This window comes from Hymenobacter piscis (assembly GCF_018760735.1).
Lineage (GTDB): Bacteria > Bacteroidota > Bacteroidia > Cytophagales > Hymenobacteraceae > Hymenobacter > Hymenobacter piscis.
On record NZ_JAHHZN010000006.1, the window covers coordinates 15,238 to 30,605 of the forward strand.

At 59.8% G+C, this 15,368-nt stretch carries 11 protein-coding genes; 7 read left to right on the forward strand and 4 right to left on the reverse strand.

Features of this window, described 5'->3' with window-relative positions:
* Positions 1–62: 62 nt before the first annotated feature.
* Complete coding sequence (locus tag KLP40_RS21410) at positions 63–197, reverse strand: hypothetical protein (protein ID WP_262898925.1); 135 nt, start codon at positions 195–197, stop codon at positions 63–65.
* A gap of 441 nt (positions 198–638) precedes the next feature.
* On the opposite strand from KLP40_RS21410, the gene KLP40_RS08215 reads away from it, so the two are divergent.
* Together KLP40_RS08215 and KLP40_RS08220 are read left to right on the forward strand one after the other, a co-directional pair.
* Positions 639–1,682 (forward strand): sensor histidine kinase, encoded by a 1,044-nt coding sequence (locus KLP40_RS08215; RefSeq protein ID WP_215593295.1) that lies wholly within the window; start codon positions 639–641, stop codon positions 1,680–1,682.
* Between the two features lie 3 nt (positions 1,683–1,685).
* Positions 1,686–2,417, forward strand: coding sequence for a LytR/AlgR family response regulator transcription factor (locus KLP40_RS08220; RefSeq protein ID WP_215593296.1), 732 nt, complete (start codon positions 1,686–1,688; stop codon positions 2,415–2,417).
* Here the strand turns inward: KLP40_RS08220 and KLP40_RS08225 are convergent.
* The gene (locus KLP40_RS08225) at positions 2,395–5,538 is read right to left on the reverse strand and encodes a lantibiotic dehydratase (protein WP_215593297.1); all 3,144 of its coding nucleotides are present in this window, start codon (positions 5,536–5,538) and stop codon (positions 2,395–2,397) included. The genes KLP40_RS08220 and KLP40_RS08225 overlap by 23 nt on opposite strands.
* Before the next feature lie 244 nt (positions 5,539–5,782).
* Here KLP40_RS08225 and KLP40_RS08230 point away from each other — a divergent pair, with 244 nt between their 5' ends.
* On the forward strand, positions 5,783–6,193 hold the full coding sequence (locus tag KLP40_RS08230; RefSeq protein ID WP_215593298.1) for a DUF6799 domain-containing protein: 411 nt from the start codon (positions 5,783–5,785) through the stop codon (positions 6,191–6,193).
* Between the two features lie 63 nt (positions 6,194–6,256).
* Here the strand turns inward: KLP40_RS08230 and KLP40_RS08235 are convergent, their stop codons facing one another.
* Complete coding sequence (locus KLP40_RS08235; protein WP_215593299.1) at positions 6,257–8,239, reverse strand: WG repeat-containing protein; 1,983 nt, start codon at positions 8,237–8,239, stop codon at positions 6,257–6,259.
* A gap of 145 nt (positions 8,240–8,384) precedes the next feature.
* On the opposite strand from KLP40_RS08235, the gene KLP40_RS08240 reads away from it, so the two are divergent.
* Together KLP40_RS08240 and KLP40_RS08245 are read left to right on the forward strand one after the other, a co-directional pair.
* Positions 8,385–8,786: a hypothetical protein gene (locus KLP40_RS08240; RefSeq protein ID WP_215593300.1), complete on the forward strand. Its 402-nt coding sequence runs from the start codon at positions 8,385–8,387 to the stop codon at positions 8,784–8,786.
* Positions 8,787–8,989: 203 nt separating this feature from the next.
* On the forward strand, positions 8,990–10,003 hold the full coding sequence (locus tag KLP40_RS08245; protein ID WP_215593301.1) for a hypothetical protein: 1,014 nt from the start codon (positions 8,990–8,992) through the stop codon (positions 10,001–10,003).
* A 107-nt stretch (positions 10,004–10,110) separates the two neighbouring features.
* Here the strand turns inward: KLP40_RS08245 and KLP40_RS08250 are convergent, their stop codons facing one another.
* On the reverse strand, positions 10,111–10,584 hold the full coding sequence (locus KLP40_RS08250; RefSeq protein WP_215593302.1) for an RlpA-like double-psi beta-barrel domain-containing protein: 474 nt from the start codon (positions 10,582–10,584) through the stop codon (positions 10,111–10,113).
* Between the two features lie 487 nt (positions 10,585–11,071).
* Between KLP40_RS08250 and KLP40_RS08255 the strand changes: the two genes are divergently transcribed.
* Positions 11,072–12,202: an L-dopachrome tautomerase-related protein gene (locus KLP40_RS08255; RefSeq protein ID WP_215593303.1), complete on the forward strand. Its 1,131-nt coding sequence runs from the start codon at positions 11,072–11,074 to the stop codon at positions 12,200–12,202.
* Between the two features lie 214 nt (positions 12,203–12,416).
* Entirely contained in the window at positions 12,417–15,263 is a 2,847-nt protein-coding gene (locus KLP40_RS08260) for a 2-oxoglutarate dehydrogenase E1 component (protein ID WP_215593304.1), read from the forward strand.
* The last annotated feature ends 105 nt before the right edge of the window (positions 15,264–15,368 follow it).

Here is a 15,368-nt window from a genome sequence, read left to right on the forward strand (position 1 = left end):
ATGGAATAAAGTAAATCACGAGAACAGGTAATGGCTCGAATGGGCATGTCGCAAAGTCGGCTCTAGAAGCTCGATAGGATGGAAGTCCACGTGTCGAGAGTGCCGACGCTGGGGGCTGAACCAGGCTGCACCTGGGTGAAGCGGGTAATAACTTTCTTCTGCAGGCTAAGCTTGGAGGATGTGGTAGCAGTTTTCATGTGGCGGTAGTAAGAGAGTGAGAGTGTGTTGGTGGATGACTGAAACAAACTTAGGCGAGCCGGCAGAGGCTAGGAAAACTGTTACACCAACCGGGCTTTTCGCGGGACTAATCCGGCGAAAGCGTAGTTTGGCCGCGGGGGCACCCTTCACGGAGTCGGAGAAATGCGCTTCAGCAGGAACGGTCGAGGACAAATGGTGCCGGAGTGATAGCAACAGGCAACTGATTAGGGACCAGTTTGGATGAGTACCTCGGCTGGTCATGGCATTGGTTGCAGCAGTCCTCCGGTCGCCTCAGATGAATTCTAAGGCGTAGCCCCTATCAGTGTTACCAATGGTTGCGCGCTGGTAGAATAAGCAATTGTCCGGCGTTGGGATAGCAATACACTGGGTTTGGTTGTCCCCTTTCTATATATTGCTCTTCCAATGCTCAAGGTTGATATATGAAAATAGTAACTTTTAATGTAAAAATTGTTGCTACGCATTTGGCCGTCTGGCTGGTTTACATATTCTACGAATCTTCTCTGCTGATCTTGCTTAATGTTGGTGCTCTTAACTATTGGGAGACACTACTCAACTTCGTTATCTATGCGCTGCTCTTTTATGCCAACGCAGAGCTGCTACTGCCTTGGTTGGCCAGGAAGCGCAATTACCTACTGTTCGTAGTGGCTCTGCTAGCCATTTTTGCAGCTTACGTAGCACTGCGGGGTGGACTCAATATGTACTTGCTGCCCGAACTAGGCCAGCATATGCTCCGGCCCGTTAGCTCAGCCAAGTTATTCTGGGCGCAAACGGTGTCGCGAGGAATTTACTTTCTCATGCTCAGTTTTGGCTACTGGTTTGCCCGCAATGCGGTCATGCACGAAAAGCAACGCCGCAAGCAGGAAGCCCAATTACGCATCGCTGAACGCAACTTACTGGAAGCGGAGGTGGCTTTCCTCAAAAGCCAGATCAACCCTCACTTCCTGTTCAATGCCCTAAACTTCCTCTATGCGCAGGTGTATCCGCTGTCTGAAAGCGCGGCCAAGAGCATTCTGCTCCTTTCCAGCATTATGCGCTACGCGCTGAAAGAGCCAGAGGAGAGTGGTAAAGTAATGCTGGAAGAGGAAGTGTACCATCTGCAGAATTACATAGAAATCAATCAACTCCGCTTCGGAAACCGGTTGCAGGTTCAATTTAAAATAGAGGGAAGTCTATATTATCTGATGATTTTGCCATTGGTTCTCATTACGTTTGTTGAGAACTGCTTCAAGCACGGGGAACTGTTCGATGCAGACCACCCACTCATCATTCAGTTGCAAATGACGGACAACAGACTGTTGTTCTATACCCACAATAAGAAGCGACACGGCCCAAAAGAGAAAACGACGGGTATTGGTCTGGCCAATACCCGCAAGCGGCTGGAAGTGATGTATGTAGGGCGCCACTCCCTGGTAGTGAACGACTCGGCCGACTTTTACACCTGTACTCTTTCCCTAGATCTGTAAGCTATGATTTCCTGCCTCATTGTGGATGATGAACAGGGTGCCCTTGACATCCTGACATCTTACATCAGCAAGACCCCTTTTCTCTCACTCGCGGCCACCACCACCAATCCCCTGGAGGCACTCAGCTTAGTGCAGCAGCAGCCCATCGACCTGATATTTCTGGACATTCACATGCCTCAGCTCTCTGGTCTGGAGTTTATGAAGCTACTGGACGGCCGTAGTCGGGTAGTCCTGACGACAGCTTACAGCGAATTTGCAGTTGAGAGCTTTGAATTAAATGCCCTAGACTATCTGCTCAAGCCCATTGATTTCAGCCGTTTCCTGAAAGCAGCCCAAAAAGCCCTCAACATATTTACTGAACCCTCGCCCAAGTGGCAATTGCCCAAAGAGGATGAATATATCTTCGTCAAAACAGAGAATAAAGGCAAAATGCTGAAGGTCAGCTTTGATGAAATTGTATATGTGGAAGGGCTCAAGAACTATGTGTCTATCTGCACTGGTGAAGACCGGGTGATTACTCTGCTCAATATTAAGGATCTGGAAGAAAAACTGCCCTCCGGACAGTTTATGCGGGTACACAAGTCTTACATTGTCTCGCTGAATAAAATACGGGCCCTCGACGGAGGACAGATTCTGTTCAAGGACATGAAGGCGTACGTCCCGTTAGGAGAAACGTACCGTCCGGCTTTTTTCAAGGCGCTGCAAGAGAAAATTATGAGCGGTAACCGGAAGTAAGTGCGGCCGCTCGGCTCTGCTGGGAGTGATAATGACGGAATAGAAAGTCATAGATTACCATTTCGTGCAGCCGGGCCTGGGAAGAAATTAGCCGGTTCAGTAACATGTGCACGTAGCTGCCCAGTAGCTGATCAAGCGGTACTTCGAGGGTGCCGTTTATATGCCGCTGCAATAGTTGCTGGATAATCTGTCGGGCTGCCGTCGTACGGTGGTAGGTCAGGAGCGGCATTGGTTCGCCGGCCCGGGTAGCTTCCCGCTCTTCTAGTTCCAGAATCCGGTAAATGGCCGCGCGATGGTGCCGAAATTTGCTGTCGACCTGTAGTTTAAGGCTTTTGTCCATTCGGAACTCCTGGGCAAAGGCTTCCTTGATACGGCGAAGTAGTTCGGTTTTCTGCTCAGTGGAATAGTGGAAGGCGTCCAACAACGTATCAACGATGCGGATGCTCCACAGCCAATAGGTTGCGTCAGCTTGGAGAGCATCTCCCTCATAAGCCAACAGGGCTACTGCGTACCGACTGTCGAGACAGAAAAGATCTTCGGCCAGTTCGATGGTTTGCGGGCCGTAGCGCTCCAGTTCGCGACAGTACGTCTCGGTTTGCATTTTCCAGACGTAGCCCGACGCAAGATGTGGTTGGAGATACTGCTCCACCAAGCGGATTACCTGCCCTACGTTGGCCGGATCGGGCAAGTGTAGGCGGACGCGCAGGTGGTCATCTGGATCGGCGTAGCGGATAAAGAACCACTTATCAATGATGCCTTCGGCCTGCAGAGTTTCAGTGAGCGGCCTGATTACGCTTCCCAGAATCCGATTAGCTACCTGCTGACCACAGTAAAGCTTGGTATAGAACCATTCCGAGCCTAGGGTGAAGTTGCGTTGAACGTGGGAGCCGGATAAACTAATGTGGGGTAAAGGTATGCGCGGGTAGCTGACGGTCTTTCGAAGAAGGGTGGCAACGAACTGGCTCACGTAAGGGTGCCCCGAGGCATCCGTCACCGGGCTCCGGGTAGTTGTTTCCTGCAGAAACTCCTTCAACTCAATGCTGGTGCGGCTTTTAACCAGATCCAACCAGGCGCGAACCGTGAGCGGGTTATGGGCATCAACCAGCAATTCATTATCACCATCGGCCAACGTGAAGAGTTCCGGCAATTGCCAACGGGTCCGAAAGATCTCTAGATGTGGTATCAGATCTGCTGGCGAAGCTTTTACTAGTGTGGCCAAATCGGCAGCGTCCAGCTTCCATGAGGCAGGGCGTAAGACCACCTGCTCATAGGTCAGCCGAGGGAAGAACTTGGTCGGAAAAGCAGCTGCCTGCCAACTAAAGTTGAGTTGGGTCTGGAAGCCCTGCGTTTGCAGATCACACAGAAACTGATAGATGGGCAGGGCCTGCCGGGTGAAATTGTGGGCAGAGCTCAGGCGTGGAATGATGAGTTGATTTAGCCGACGTGAGCGCAGAATAAGCTTGCCAGCCCGCACCGATAGATACAAATCCTGCAAGGGAGTTTGCTGCTCCGCCGAAAGAGTGGACTGCGCCAGATAAGGAATTTCCAGATCACGCAGGTGAGGCCGCAACAGAATATTACCTACTCGGTTGGCGGGCAGATGGCATACTTCAGCGAATCGTACGTCCGGATTTCTTTCCTGTTCGAATTGAGTGGTGTCCCGCACAATCTTTCCAATGGCGGCATCCGCGTGCGCAAACCGCCCTAGCAAGTTGGCTGCACTCGCTCCACCCACCGATTCGAGTACGAGTTGCTGGTTGGGACCCATGTGAAACACTACCGACAAGGATGCTGGCAAGGGCAGTGCTACCGGGGCGAAGCTTCGCAACTCATCCTTGGTGAGGTGAATAGTATATTCCTGGCTACGCTCGGCCTGCACAAGCTTCTGGTGAAGCAGTTGCTGAATACCGGCGGTATTGATAGTTTTACCAGCATCCGTTGGGGCAGGAGGAGCCAGATCGTGGACCAGGGACGCGTAACTCTCGCGCTTGCCGGCGTATCCAATACCACTCTCACTATCCAGCGCCTCAAGCAGGGGTACTTCCTGATCGGCGTAGCGAGCATAAAAGTGCTGCTGAAATGCCTTCAGCTGGTGGTGCTGGGTGGCTGGCACCAGATAAGTAAGTGCTTCAACGGCTGCCAGAAGCTGTGATTGAACTGATTCGGCCAGCGTGGCACCGCCCAGGTCATACGTGAGGTCGGTCTGGAATAATTTGCCGGCTTCCAAGGGTGCCTCTAATGCCGTAAGCTTCTGAATGATTTGCTCGTAGGAGTGCGGGGCATTTACGGAGCCAGGCCGGTCAAGCTCCAGCAAGTCACCTTGCACTGCTCGCAGTACGTGTCTGATGCTAGCCAGCGGATTATTGGGCTGCTCCTGTTGCAGGCGATCCAGAACCTGGAGTACATGGGTCATAAACTCCGGCCCGGTAACTGTGGGCTCCAACTCGCTGACTAGCAGTTGACCTTCAATAAGAGCATCCACGAAACCCAACGTGTCTTCCAGCAGTAAATCGTCACTGAGCAGGGCTGTTGCGAGGGCTTGGCGGGTGATGCCTGGTCGACTATGGTCCAAGGCCTGCAGTAAGGTGTCGGAGCCTGTTACAGCACTAAGTTGATGGATCAAGGATGTCTGGTCGTATCGAAATTCAGTATACCGCACCTCCTCACCTAGGGCGTATAGACTACTGTTGGGGAAATAGCGGAGTTGTTGACGTACATCCGGGCGTTCTGCCAAGCGGCTGGCCAAGGCGCCCAGATAGTGCATATCCAAGCGCGTGTGCCGTCTGGCAGACTGGCTGCTCCGCACGATATGGGTATGCTGCCCCCAACTTGCTACGCCGCAGCCGGCGAACAACGCAAAAGGAGTGCAACGGCTACTCATGCGGCTGTAATAGCGACTGAGACTGGCAAATACTTTACTCAGCTTCTTTTCGCCCAAGTCTTCGCCGGTCTGAATTCGTTGGGCATCATCTGCCAGACTGACTGAAGCCAGGTAAAGGGCCTCCGTTAGAGCCGGATCAGCTAGTGCCCGCCTGATGGATTTCTCATCAAACTTCCGCTGGAAAGGCTTTGCGGGCATGCGTACAACAAGAGAAGAATGAAAACAGTAGGTGTTTTCCATAGAAAATAAGCGACTTTACTCTGAATATATGGCGTCATGCTATATAGCGAATTGTTGGGACTGAAAAGCAAAATCCTATTATTCGTACATCATATCCTGCATGCGGTACGTTGACAAATGGCGCTTATGTGCCAGCTGTTAGTAGCCGTTCAACCTAATCCAGGGCAGCGCAGTATGACCGTTTGGTAAAGCTGTCAGTATAGCAGGACATCTCTCGCAGCCCTGCTATTCTTCCCCCTCGCTTATGCATTTTAGATTCATATTATCTGTTCTGGCACTTACCCTGCTGACTCACCTGGCCGCCGCTCAGGCCAACGACGGCTTTCAGCGGCGCGATGGCGCGGTGTTTCTGATCCGCAACGGCGAAATCCGGCCCATGCCCCACGATGTGCAGCTGCCCAACGGCCGCCGCGTCACGCGCGACGGGTGGGTGGTGGAAAAAGACGGCCGCCGCACCGAGCTGCGCGACGGGCAGGGGTGCAGCATGCTGGGGGAGGTGGCCACCGTGGAACGGGGCCGCACCGGCCGCCTTCAGCTCAGCGGGGCGTCGGTGGTGGGCAGTTCGGCCGGCGAGCCGGTCCTGGTCCGCTATCCGCCGGGGGCGCGCGGCAAGGGCAAGCACAAGGGCAAAGGCAAGCACAAAGGCCGGCATTAGCGCTTGCGCCAGCCCCGGGCCGGGCGCAGTTAAATCCGGCGGCCTGAGTCAGCCGCGCCGGGTTCAGTCTTGCACTTCCTCGCCCTCGCGGTTGATATAAAAAGTACGGCCGCTCTGCCTGACCCGGGCCCGGCCATCGGCGTCGAAGTCGGTGGCGCTGGCGTAGCGGCCGAAAGGGGCTGTGCCCACGGTGGTATCGGCCAGGTAAGCGGGGCTGATGAAGGTGAACGCGCCCCTGGTTTTTACCCGGGCCAGCTCCTGCTCGAAGCGGTAAGCCTCCTGAAAAACGACCGGCTCCGGGGATTCTTCAGGCCCCTGGATGTAGTGCCAGCCCTGGCTGTTGAGCACGGCCGCGTAGCCCTCCGAAAAGTCGCGGGCGGCATAGTAGAAGGTGCTGAACTCCTCGGCTTCCTCGTTTACAAACGTGTAGAGGCCGCCCGCCCGCGCCCGGGCATAGCCGTCGGCGTAGGGGTAGAGCGCGTCGTAGGCGGGCGCCAGCAGCTCCTGCCCATCGGCCCCCACGAAACCGAATACCCCGTCCTGCTCCACCACGGCCCGGCCGGCCCGGAACTCGCCGATGCTGGTGTAGTGGGCGGGCAGCAGCGTGTCGCCATCGGCGGTGAGCAACCCCTGGCGGCCATTCTGGCGGAAGGCCACGGGGACATCGGAGCTGCTGCAGCGGGCAATGCCCAGGACCAGCAACAGCGCCGCCCCGCCCGCGGCCACGGCGTAGCGGGGACGGCCCGCAAGCACCTGGCCCCAGCTGGCCGGCAGGTTGCGCCGGCGCAGCCAGCGGCCGGCCAGCGGCAGCCAGCGCGCCGCTTGCCCTGGCAGCGCCCCCGGGTTGGCCCGCCGGGCCTGGGCCGGGCGGGCTGGTAACGGCCCGGCCGCTTGCGTCGGTTCAGCGGCTGCCCTGGCGGGTGGGGCGGCCGGTAGGGTCGAGCTGACGGTGCTGGTAGGTGAGGTGGTGGCCAGGCGGGTGATGAGCTGTTCGAGTTGCTGAATTTTCTGTCCCAGTTCCTGATTGCGGGATTCCAGCTCGGTGCGGTAGCCTGCCATGGCCGATTCCAGGGCCTGCTTCTCGCGCTTCTCCGCCGCCAGCTGGGCCTGCAGATCGGGCGCTTCGGGGGCTACGGGGGCGGCGCGCAGCTGCTGCTGAAGCTGGGCCATGCGGGCCTCCCGTTCCTCTTCCCGGGTTTCGAGGGCCTGTAGCTGTTGCTGCATATCGGCCTGGAGGCGCAGGCGCAGGTCCTCCAGGGCCTGCTTCTCCTGGTTGCGGGCGTCCAGGTCGATTTCGTAGCCCGTGGAGGTGCGGTCGAGCTCGTCCAGGTCTTCGGCCCCCAGCCAGCGCCAGAGCTGGCCGGCCTTCTGGCGCAGCAACTCGCTGGTGGTGGCCGGCTCGGGCAGGACTGCTGAGGCGACTTGGGGGGAGGGCGCGGCGGCCGCGGCCGGCGGGGCGGTCGTTGGGGTCGCCCCGAGCGCGGCGGCTACCTGGTCCAGGTCGGCGGGGGTGAGGTCGATTTCAGGAGTAGCCAGCTGGGCCAGCCGCCGCGTGAACCGGGCCGGATCGGGCAGCAGGTGGAAGGTGGAAGCGGCCGGCACAGCGGCCATGCGTGCTTCCACCTCCGGCCCGAAGCTGACCGGCGCCCCAAACAAAACCAGCCCCGTGATGAAGTGCAGGTTGGCTGCCTCGGCCGGCAGCAGGTGGTGCAGCCGGGCGGCGAGGGCGGCGCGCTGCTGCTCAAAGCGCGCGAAAGGATTAGGGGCGTCGTCGGGCAGCTCCAGGGGGGCGCCGGCGAGGTACCACGGACCGGTGCGCAGATCCGGAATGTGGAGCTGGCCCCCGAGGGGCAGCAGCTGCACAATGGTAAGGCTGCGCGGGCGCAGAATAAGGCCGTCGAGCACCTGGCCGTCGGCCAGCGGCACCTGGCCCAGCAGCAAAGTGGCGGAGGCGCCTGCTTCGGCCCGCAGGGCGGCGGCTACGGCATCGAACTGCTGCTGGCGGACGGGGGAGGAAAACGGGGCAGACTGGTACTGGTGCAGCATAGGCGGGCGGCGCGGGCCGCAACTTTCCGGCCAAGGTAAGCCGAGGAGCCTGTACGCAGGATCAGGCGCCGGGATATGCCAACTTTTCCGGCCGCGCAGCAGTATAGCCGGCTAGTTGTATTGCCCACCATCCGTTTTGCTTCCCATGGATTCCACTGCCTCCACTCCCCAGAATACGCCCCTGCCCGCCGTGCCCCTCGACGTAACCGATCAGCAGAATTCCGCCCTGCTCACCGATACGCTCAACCTGCTCAGCGCCGGCACGCCGGGCAAGAACGATACCCACGGCCTGACCGAAATTGACCGGTGGACGGAAGTGCTGCGGGCCTCCGAGCGGCCCGGCCTCGCCAAAATCACCCAGGAGCTGGGGCTGCTGCGGGATCAGCTCCACGCCTCCGATACCCAAACCCACGATCTGGCCGAAACTCTGGCTTCGCTGGGCAACGAAACGGCCAAAGTAGCCGAAGAAACGGCCGATAACTACCGCGCCCCCCTGACCCAGCTCAGTAAGCTGCTGATCAAGCTAGGCTCGGCCCTTTCGCGCTAGACTCCCGATCAATCTGAACAGCGCATTGCTGAAATAAAAGCAGCCCCCGCACCTTGTAAAGTGCGGGGGCTGCTTTTATTCCGGTCGGGTAGGCGGTAGGGGCTTCCCAAGCGGAAAGCTCCTTCGGCCCGGGCTCAACAAAGCGGGCCTAAGCGCGGTTGTGGCGTACCTTTGCTGCTCTTTCTGCTTTTGCCCCTGCGCCCATGCCTGCTTCCGCTCCCGCCGACCTTACGCTCTACGACCCCTTCGAAGGCATGCAGTTCAGCCCGCGGATATGCTTTCTGTGCGGGGCATCCACCGTGCCGGGCCAGGATTCGGTGCCGGTGTTTGCCGACTGGCTCCTGGACCGCTACCAACTGCGCGAGCGGTCCATCAAGCTGCTCGATATGAGCATTGTGGCCTATCCCGGACTGCGCATTGCCTGCTGTGAGCAGTGCCGCACCCGCCACGTGGAGCCCCTGGAGGCCCACCTGGAGCAGATCAGCCGCCAGGGCGTGCAGGGGTTCCGGGAGCTGGATGAGCAGCTGCTGTTCCTGTGGCTGGGCAAGATGTTTTACGGGGTGCTGGTAACGGAGCTGCTCAACGAGCTCGACCCGCTGGCCGTGCCCCGCTATCCGCTGGCCGAAAATGCCCAGATGCTGCGGCGCTTCCAGGCCTTCTTTCAGCCTTTGCAGGCCCTGCGCGTGCCCATGACGTATGAGGACTTCGTGCCGGGCTCGGTCTTTATTCTGGAAACCGACCCCGCCCAGGACGACATGCCCTTCGAGTACGACGACGATTTGAGCACCATCGCCTTCAGTATCAAGCTCAACGAAACCGTACTGGTGGCCTGCCTGGTCGATAATGGCATTATCCGGCAGGCAATGCGGCAGGTTTACCGGCAGGCCCAGCGCCCGCTGCATCCGGTGCAGGTGGCCGAGTTCAAGGCCCGGGTATACTATGCCGCCTACCTGCTCAACGTGGTGCCCGACTACTACCCGCGCCCGGTACAGGCCGGCGACCGGGAGGTAATCATGGACACCCTCATCGACGATACCGTGGGGGATATTTTCAATCCCTGGGACAACAGCGCCTATGCCCAGTCGTTGCTGGAAATGTGGAAGCGCTGGCAACTGCCCCTGTCGGAAATCATGGCCCGGCCCGAGGAGCCGCTCTCGTTTCTGTACGACGCACACGGCCAGCCCCGGCACCTGGAGCGGTACCCGGAGGAATCCTGAATCGGGAAGGAAAACGGGGAGCGGAAACGAAAAAATCCGTTTAAAAGCAGGGTAATCGAGTAGTCAGCTAACAGCTAACAGCTAACAGCTAACAGCTAACAGCTAACCTAGCTGGCCTGCCAGGTTGGCTCGGGGCCAAGTTTGTGGAGCCGGATGCCGGTCCAGCGGCCTTCCAGGCCGTTTTTGCACTCCTGCTCATTCACCAGCACATCCACGCAGTGGCGGTGGCGGCGGTTCATGGTGTCGTGGATGATGTAGATGCCGTCGAGGTCATCAGAAATGCCGCTGACGCGGACTTTTTCGCCGAAGCGGAAGGGACCGCCCCATTTGGAGAGCATGTCGCGGGATACGGCCAGCCAGCGGGTTTTGCTGGAATGGCGGCGCGGAATGATGGAGCCATCGGCGGTTTCCATCGGGTTGTCATCGGTCTGGCCCACTTCGGGCCAGTACGTGGTGGCCGTAACGCGGTACGACAAGGTACTGGGAGCTTTTTTAACCGGCAGTACGGGCAGCGCCACGGCTACCGGGCGGGGCGTGAGCGTGGCTACGGTGGAAGGCAGCGCCATCAGGGGGACTGCCATCGTGCGGGGGGGGAAGAGGAAGGTCAGTAGAAATAACGCAATGGACATGGCTGTTGGATTCGTGAACTCTCGCTTGGTCCGGAGAGGGTAGACAGCCGGCCCGACTCGGCTATGGGAGGAAACAGCGTCTTTTTTGAAAAAAGAAGGCAGTTCCAGACGATATGGTTACGGCAAAAGGGCCGAAAGCACGCAATGGAGGCGGAAAATTGGTTTAAAAGTGTATAATTATGATATATTATTGTACTTATAAAACCTTTCCGCTTTGAAGGGGCCAAAGGTAAGCACTATTTTTTTAATCGACTCCTGCACCGGGCTAGGCCCCAGCCAGCGGAGCTGCAGTGGCAGCCCCGCCCATACGCAGCAACGGTGCCCGTGGTTATGGATGCCCCGGAACCCGGCCGCCGGCGGAACGTAAGCAACCCCAACCCGTTCAGTGAACCGGCCGCCCCCGCTGCTTTTACTTTCCACTCAACCTGCCCCACCTGGTATGCTGCCATCTGCTCTGCTGAGCCCCCGCCTGTTGTCCCGTTCCGCTGTACTGCTAACCGCGGGTTGGCTGGTGGCCTGTTCCTCGCCCGCTGCCTCGGACGCCGAAACCAAAACCCCACCTCAGGCAACAGCTGCCCCGGCTGCTCCCGTGCAACTGGAACTGGTAGCCCAGCACGACCGGCAATGGACCGGCATTACCATTGCCCCCAATGGCCGCCGCTTCGTGAACTTCCCGCGCTGGTCCGACGATGTGCCGGTATCGGTGGCCGAACTGCTGGCCGACGGCACCACCCGGCCCTGGCCCGATGCGGCCCGCAACAACTGGAAGCCCGGTGCCTCGCCCGATGAGCAGTTCAGCTGCGTGCAGAGCGTGGTAGCGGATAGCCGCAACCGCCTCTGGGTGGTTGATGCGAACAACCCCCAGTTCAAGGGCGCGCTGCCCTCCGGCCCCCGCCTGCACGCCTTCGACATTGCCAGCGGCAAGCTGCTGCGCACTTATTTCTTCCCGGCGGCGGCCTGGAACCCCAAATCCTACCTCAACGACGTGCGCGTGGACGTGGTCCGCAACGTGGCTTACCTCACCGACTCGGGTTCCGGGGCGCTGCTGGTGGTGGAACTGGGCTCCGGGCAGGTGCGCCGCCAGCTGGCCGATGCGCCCGTGACCAAGCCCACGCTGCCCTACCTGGAGTTCGCGGGCGGTATCAGATTCACCAACCCCGTCCACTCCGACGGCATTGAGCTGACCGCCAACGGGGACACGCTCTACTTCGCGGTGCTGACCGGCGAGAAGCTGTTCCGGGTGCCCACCCGCCTGCTGCGTCGCGCCACCCCGGCCGACAGCCTGCGCGCCGCCGTGCAGACCGTGGCCACCATCGGTCCGGCCGACGGCCTCTGGCGCACCGCCGACGGCGGCATCTGGTCGGGCATGCTGACGACCGATGCGGTGCGCGTGACGGACCCGCGCACCGGAACGGTGACCGATGCCGTGCAGGATGCCCGTATCCGCTGGGCCGATACGTTTGCCGAGGATGCCGAGGGCAACGTGTACTTCACTACCTCCCAGTTGCAATACGCCCCGGCCCAGCGGGGGAAGTATGAAATCTACCGTTTCCGCCCGGCGGCCCGGTAGCGGCTTTGCCCGGCGCTTTTTTCGCGCCGGGCAAAGCCGGGCTTTGTTGGCTGATGCCGGCTATTTCAATAGATTGCCGTATTGCCCGGTCTGAAGAAATGCCTGATGAATCTATCTGTTTGTTCTACAGGTTTATTCGTGGATGCGCATATCAGTTTTCGGGTCTTAGTCAGACCCGTTACCTTTACCCCCTGACACTACCAGTTCCCACCGCATGGACGCATACTCCTATATCGCCAACGCCCACGGCGAGTACCTCGACCAGCTTTACAAGTCCTACCAGGCCGACCCGGCTTCGGTAGACAGCAGCTGGCAGAAATTCTTTGAAGGCTTCGACTTCGCCCAGCAGTACCCGAGCGGCGACCTGCCCCAGGCCGACGGCGAAGGCGTGCTGACTACCAGCGCCAGCACCAACGAAGCCCCCAGCGTCCGCGCCGTGGACCTCGTGGCCGGCGACAAGGAAACCCAGGTGCGCAACCTGATTTACGCCTACCGCAGCCGGGGCCACCTGGTGGCCCGCACCAACCCGGTGCGCGAGCGGAAGGACCGCAAAGCCCGCCTCAACATCGCCGACTTCGGCCTGAGCGAAACCGACCTCGACACCAGATTCCGCAACGGCGAGGTGATTGGGCTGGGTACGGAGGCTACGCTGCGCGAGATTGTGGCCGCTCTCCAGAAGATTTACACCCGCAGCATCGGCTTCGAGTACATGTACATCCGCGACCCGCAGGTGCTGGACTGGTTCCGGGAGAAAGTAGAGCAGGATTCGCTCAGTTTCAACCCGAGCAAGGAGTACAAGAAGCGCATCCTGAGCAAGCTCAACGAGGCCGTGGTGTTCGAGAACTTCCTGCACACCAAATTTCTGGGCCAGAAGCGCTTCTCGCTGGAAGGTGGCGAAACCACCATCCCGGCCCTCGACGCCATCATCCGCAAGGGCGCCGAGCTGGGCGTGGAGGAAGTGATGATTGGCATGGCCCACCGCGGCCGGCTCAACGTGCTGGCCAACATCATGGGCAAGACCTACGAGCAGATTTTCTCGGAGTTCCAGGGTACGGCCGTGCCCGACCTGACCATGGGCGACGGCGACGTGAAGTACCACATGGGCTACAGCAGCCAGGTAGACGCCGGCGGCCACTCCGTGAACCTGAAGCTGGCTCCCAACCCGTCCCACCTCGAAGCCGTGAACCCGGTGGTGGAAGGCTTCGTGCGCGCCAAGCTCGACCACGGCTACGGCAACGACTATAATAAGGTGTTGCCCATCCTGATTCACGGCGACGCCGCCGTGGCCGGGCAGGGCATCGGCTACGAAGTCACGCAGATGTCGCAGCTCGAAGGCTACAAGGCCGGCGGCACCATCCACTTCGTGATCAACAACCAGGTGGGCTTCACCACCGACTTCGAAGACGCCCGGTCTTCGATTTACAGCACCGACCTGGCCAAGATTATCGATGCGCCGGTCCTGCACGTGAACGGCGACGACCCCGAGGCCGTGGTGTTTGCCGTGCAGCTGGCCACCGAGTACCGCCAGCAGTTCCACGCCGATATCTTCATTGATATGGTCTGCTACCGCCGCCACGGCCACAACGAGTCGGACGAGCCCAAGTTCACCCAGCCCACGCTCTACAACCTCATCAGCAAGCACCAGAACCCCCGCGAGGTATACAATGCCGCGCTGGTAGCCCGCGGCGACGTGGACGCCGAGCTGGCCGCCGAGCTGGACAAGGAATTCCGCGACACCCTCCAGGCCCGCCTGGATCTGGTGAAGCAGAAGCCGCTGCCCTACAATTACCAGACCCTCGAAAACGAGTGGCGCAGCCTGCGCCGGAGCAAACCCGAGGACTTCGACCAGTCGCCCGAAACCGGCATCAGCGAGGAAGCCGTGCAGCAGGTCGGCCGCGCCCTGACCACCCTGCCCGAGGGCTTCCGGCCGCTCAAGCAGATTGAGAAACTCATGGAAGAGCGCCGCAAGATGTTCTTCGAGACGCGGGTGCTCAACTGGGCCGCCGCCGAGCTGCTGGCTTACGGTTCTTTGCTCACCGAGAAGCACATTGTGCGCGTGAGCGGCCAGGACGTGCAGCGCGGCACGTTCTCGCACCGCCACGCCGTATTGCACGACGCCGAAACGTCGGCTCCGTACAACTCGCTCAACCACATCGGCGAGGGCCAGGAAAAGCTGGCCATTTACAACTCCCTGCTGAGCGAGTACGCGGTGCTGGGCTTTGAATTTGGGTATGCCATGGCCAACCCCACGGCCCTGGTGGTGTGGGAGGCCCAGTTCGGCGACTTCGCCAACGGCGCCCAGACCATGATTGACCAGTTCATTGTGAGCTCCGAGAGCAAGTGGCAGCGCATGAACGGCCTCGTGATGCTGCTGCCCCACGGCTACGAGGGCCAGGGCCCCGAGCACTCCAATGCCCGCCCCGAGCGGTTCCTGCAGCTGGCCGCCGAGAACAACATCATCGTGGCCAACATGACCACGCCGGCCAACTTCTTCCACGCCCTGCGCCGGCAGCTGACCTGGGAATTCCGCAAGCCGCTGGTCGTGATGTCGCCCAAGTCCATGCTGCGCCACCCGCTGTGCGTGTCGCCGGTGGAGGAATTCACCGCGGGCCACTTCCGCGAGGTGCTCGGCGACGTGTACGCCGAGGATAAGAAGGTGAAGCGCGTGCTGCTGTGCTCGGGCAAAGTCTACTTCGACCTGCTGGAGGAGCAGCGCGAGTCCAAGCGGACCGACGTGGCCATTGTGCGCCTCGAGCAGCTGCACCCCTTCCCCAAAAAGCAGCTGGCCGCCGAGCTGGCCAAATACCCGAAAGCCAAGCTGTTCTGGGTGCAGGAAGAGCCCGAGAACATGGGCTACTGGAACTACCTGCTGCGTTTCATGCGCCGCGAGCTGGAAGACGTGATTGCCCGCAAACCCTCGGCCTCGCCGGCTACCGGCTACAACAAGGTGCACGTGCAGGAGCAGAAGGACCTCGTGGCCCGCGCCTTCGACAAGCCCAAGCAGGCCGTGGCCGACGACAACATCAAAGCCACCGCCGAAGTAGCCAAGAAGCAGGACTAATCTTTACGGCGCTGTTAGCTGATGGCTGTTGGCTATTCGCTTCATACAACGGAAAGCTAACCGCCAGCAGCCAGCAGCCAGCAGCTAACGAACCACTCTTCAAAA

Bases quoted from the DNA above. Each gene is read 5' to 3' on its own strand.
- KLP40_RS21410 (WP_262898925.1), bottom strand. From the start codon at position 197: ATGAAAACTGCTACCACATCCTCCAAGCTTAGCCTGCAGAAGAAAGTT.
- KLP40_RS08215 (WP_215593295.1), top strand. From the start codon at position 639: ATGAAAATAGTAACTTTTAATGTAAAAATTGTTGCTACGCATTTGGCC.
- KLP40_RS08235 (WP_215593299.1), bottom strand. From the start codon at position 8,239: ATGCTGCACCAGTACCAGTCTGCCCCGTTTTCCTCCCCCGTCCGCCAG.
- KLP40_RS08220 (WP_215593296.1), top strand. From the start codon at position 1,686: ATGATTTCCTGCCTCATTGTGGATGATGAACAGGGTGCCCTTGACATC.
- KLP40_RS08260 (WP_215593304.1), top strand. From the start codon at position 12,417: ATGGACGCATACTCCTATATCGCCAACGCCCACGGCGAGTACCTCGAC.
- KLP40_RS08250 (WP_215593302.1), bottom strand. From the start codon at position 10,584: ATGGCAGTCCCCCTGATGGCGCTGCCTTCCACCGTAGCCACGCTCACG.
- KLP40_RS08245 (WP_215593301.1), top strand. From the start codon at position 8,990: ATGCCTGCTTCCGCTCCCGCCGACCTTACGCTCTACGACCCCTTCGAA.
- KLP40_RS08225 (WP_215593297.1), bottom strand. From the start codon at position 5,538: ATGGAAAACACCTACTGTTTTCATTCTTCTCTTGTTGTACGCATGCCC.
- KLP40_RS08240 (WP_215593300.1), top strand. From the start codon at position 8,385: ATGGATTCCACTGCCTCCACTCCCCAGAATACGCCCCTGCCCGCCGTG.
- KLP40_RS08255 (WP_215593303.1), top strand. From the start codon at position 11,072: ATGCTGCCATCTGCTCTGCTGAGCCCCCGCCTGTTGTCCCGTTCCGCT.
- KLP40_RS08230 (WP_215593298.1), top strand. From the start codon at position 5,783: ATGCATTTTAGATTCATATTATCTGTTCTGGCACTTACCCTGCTGACT.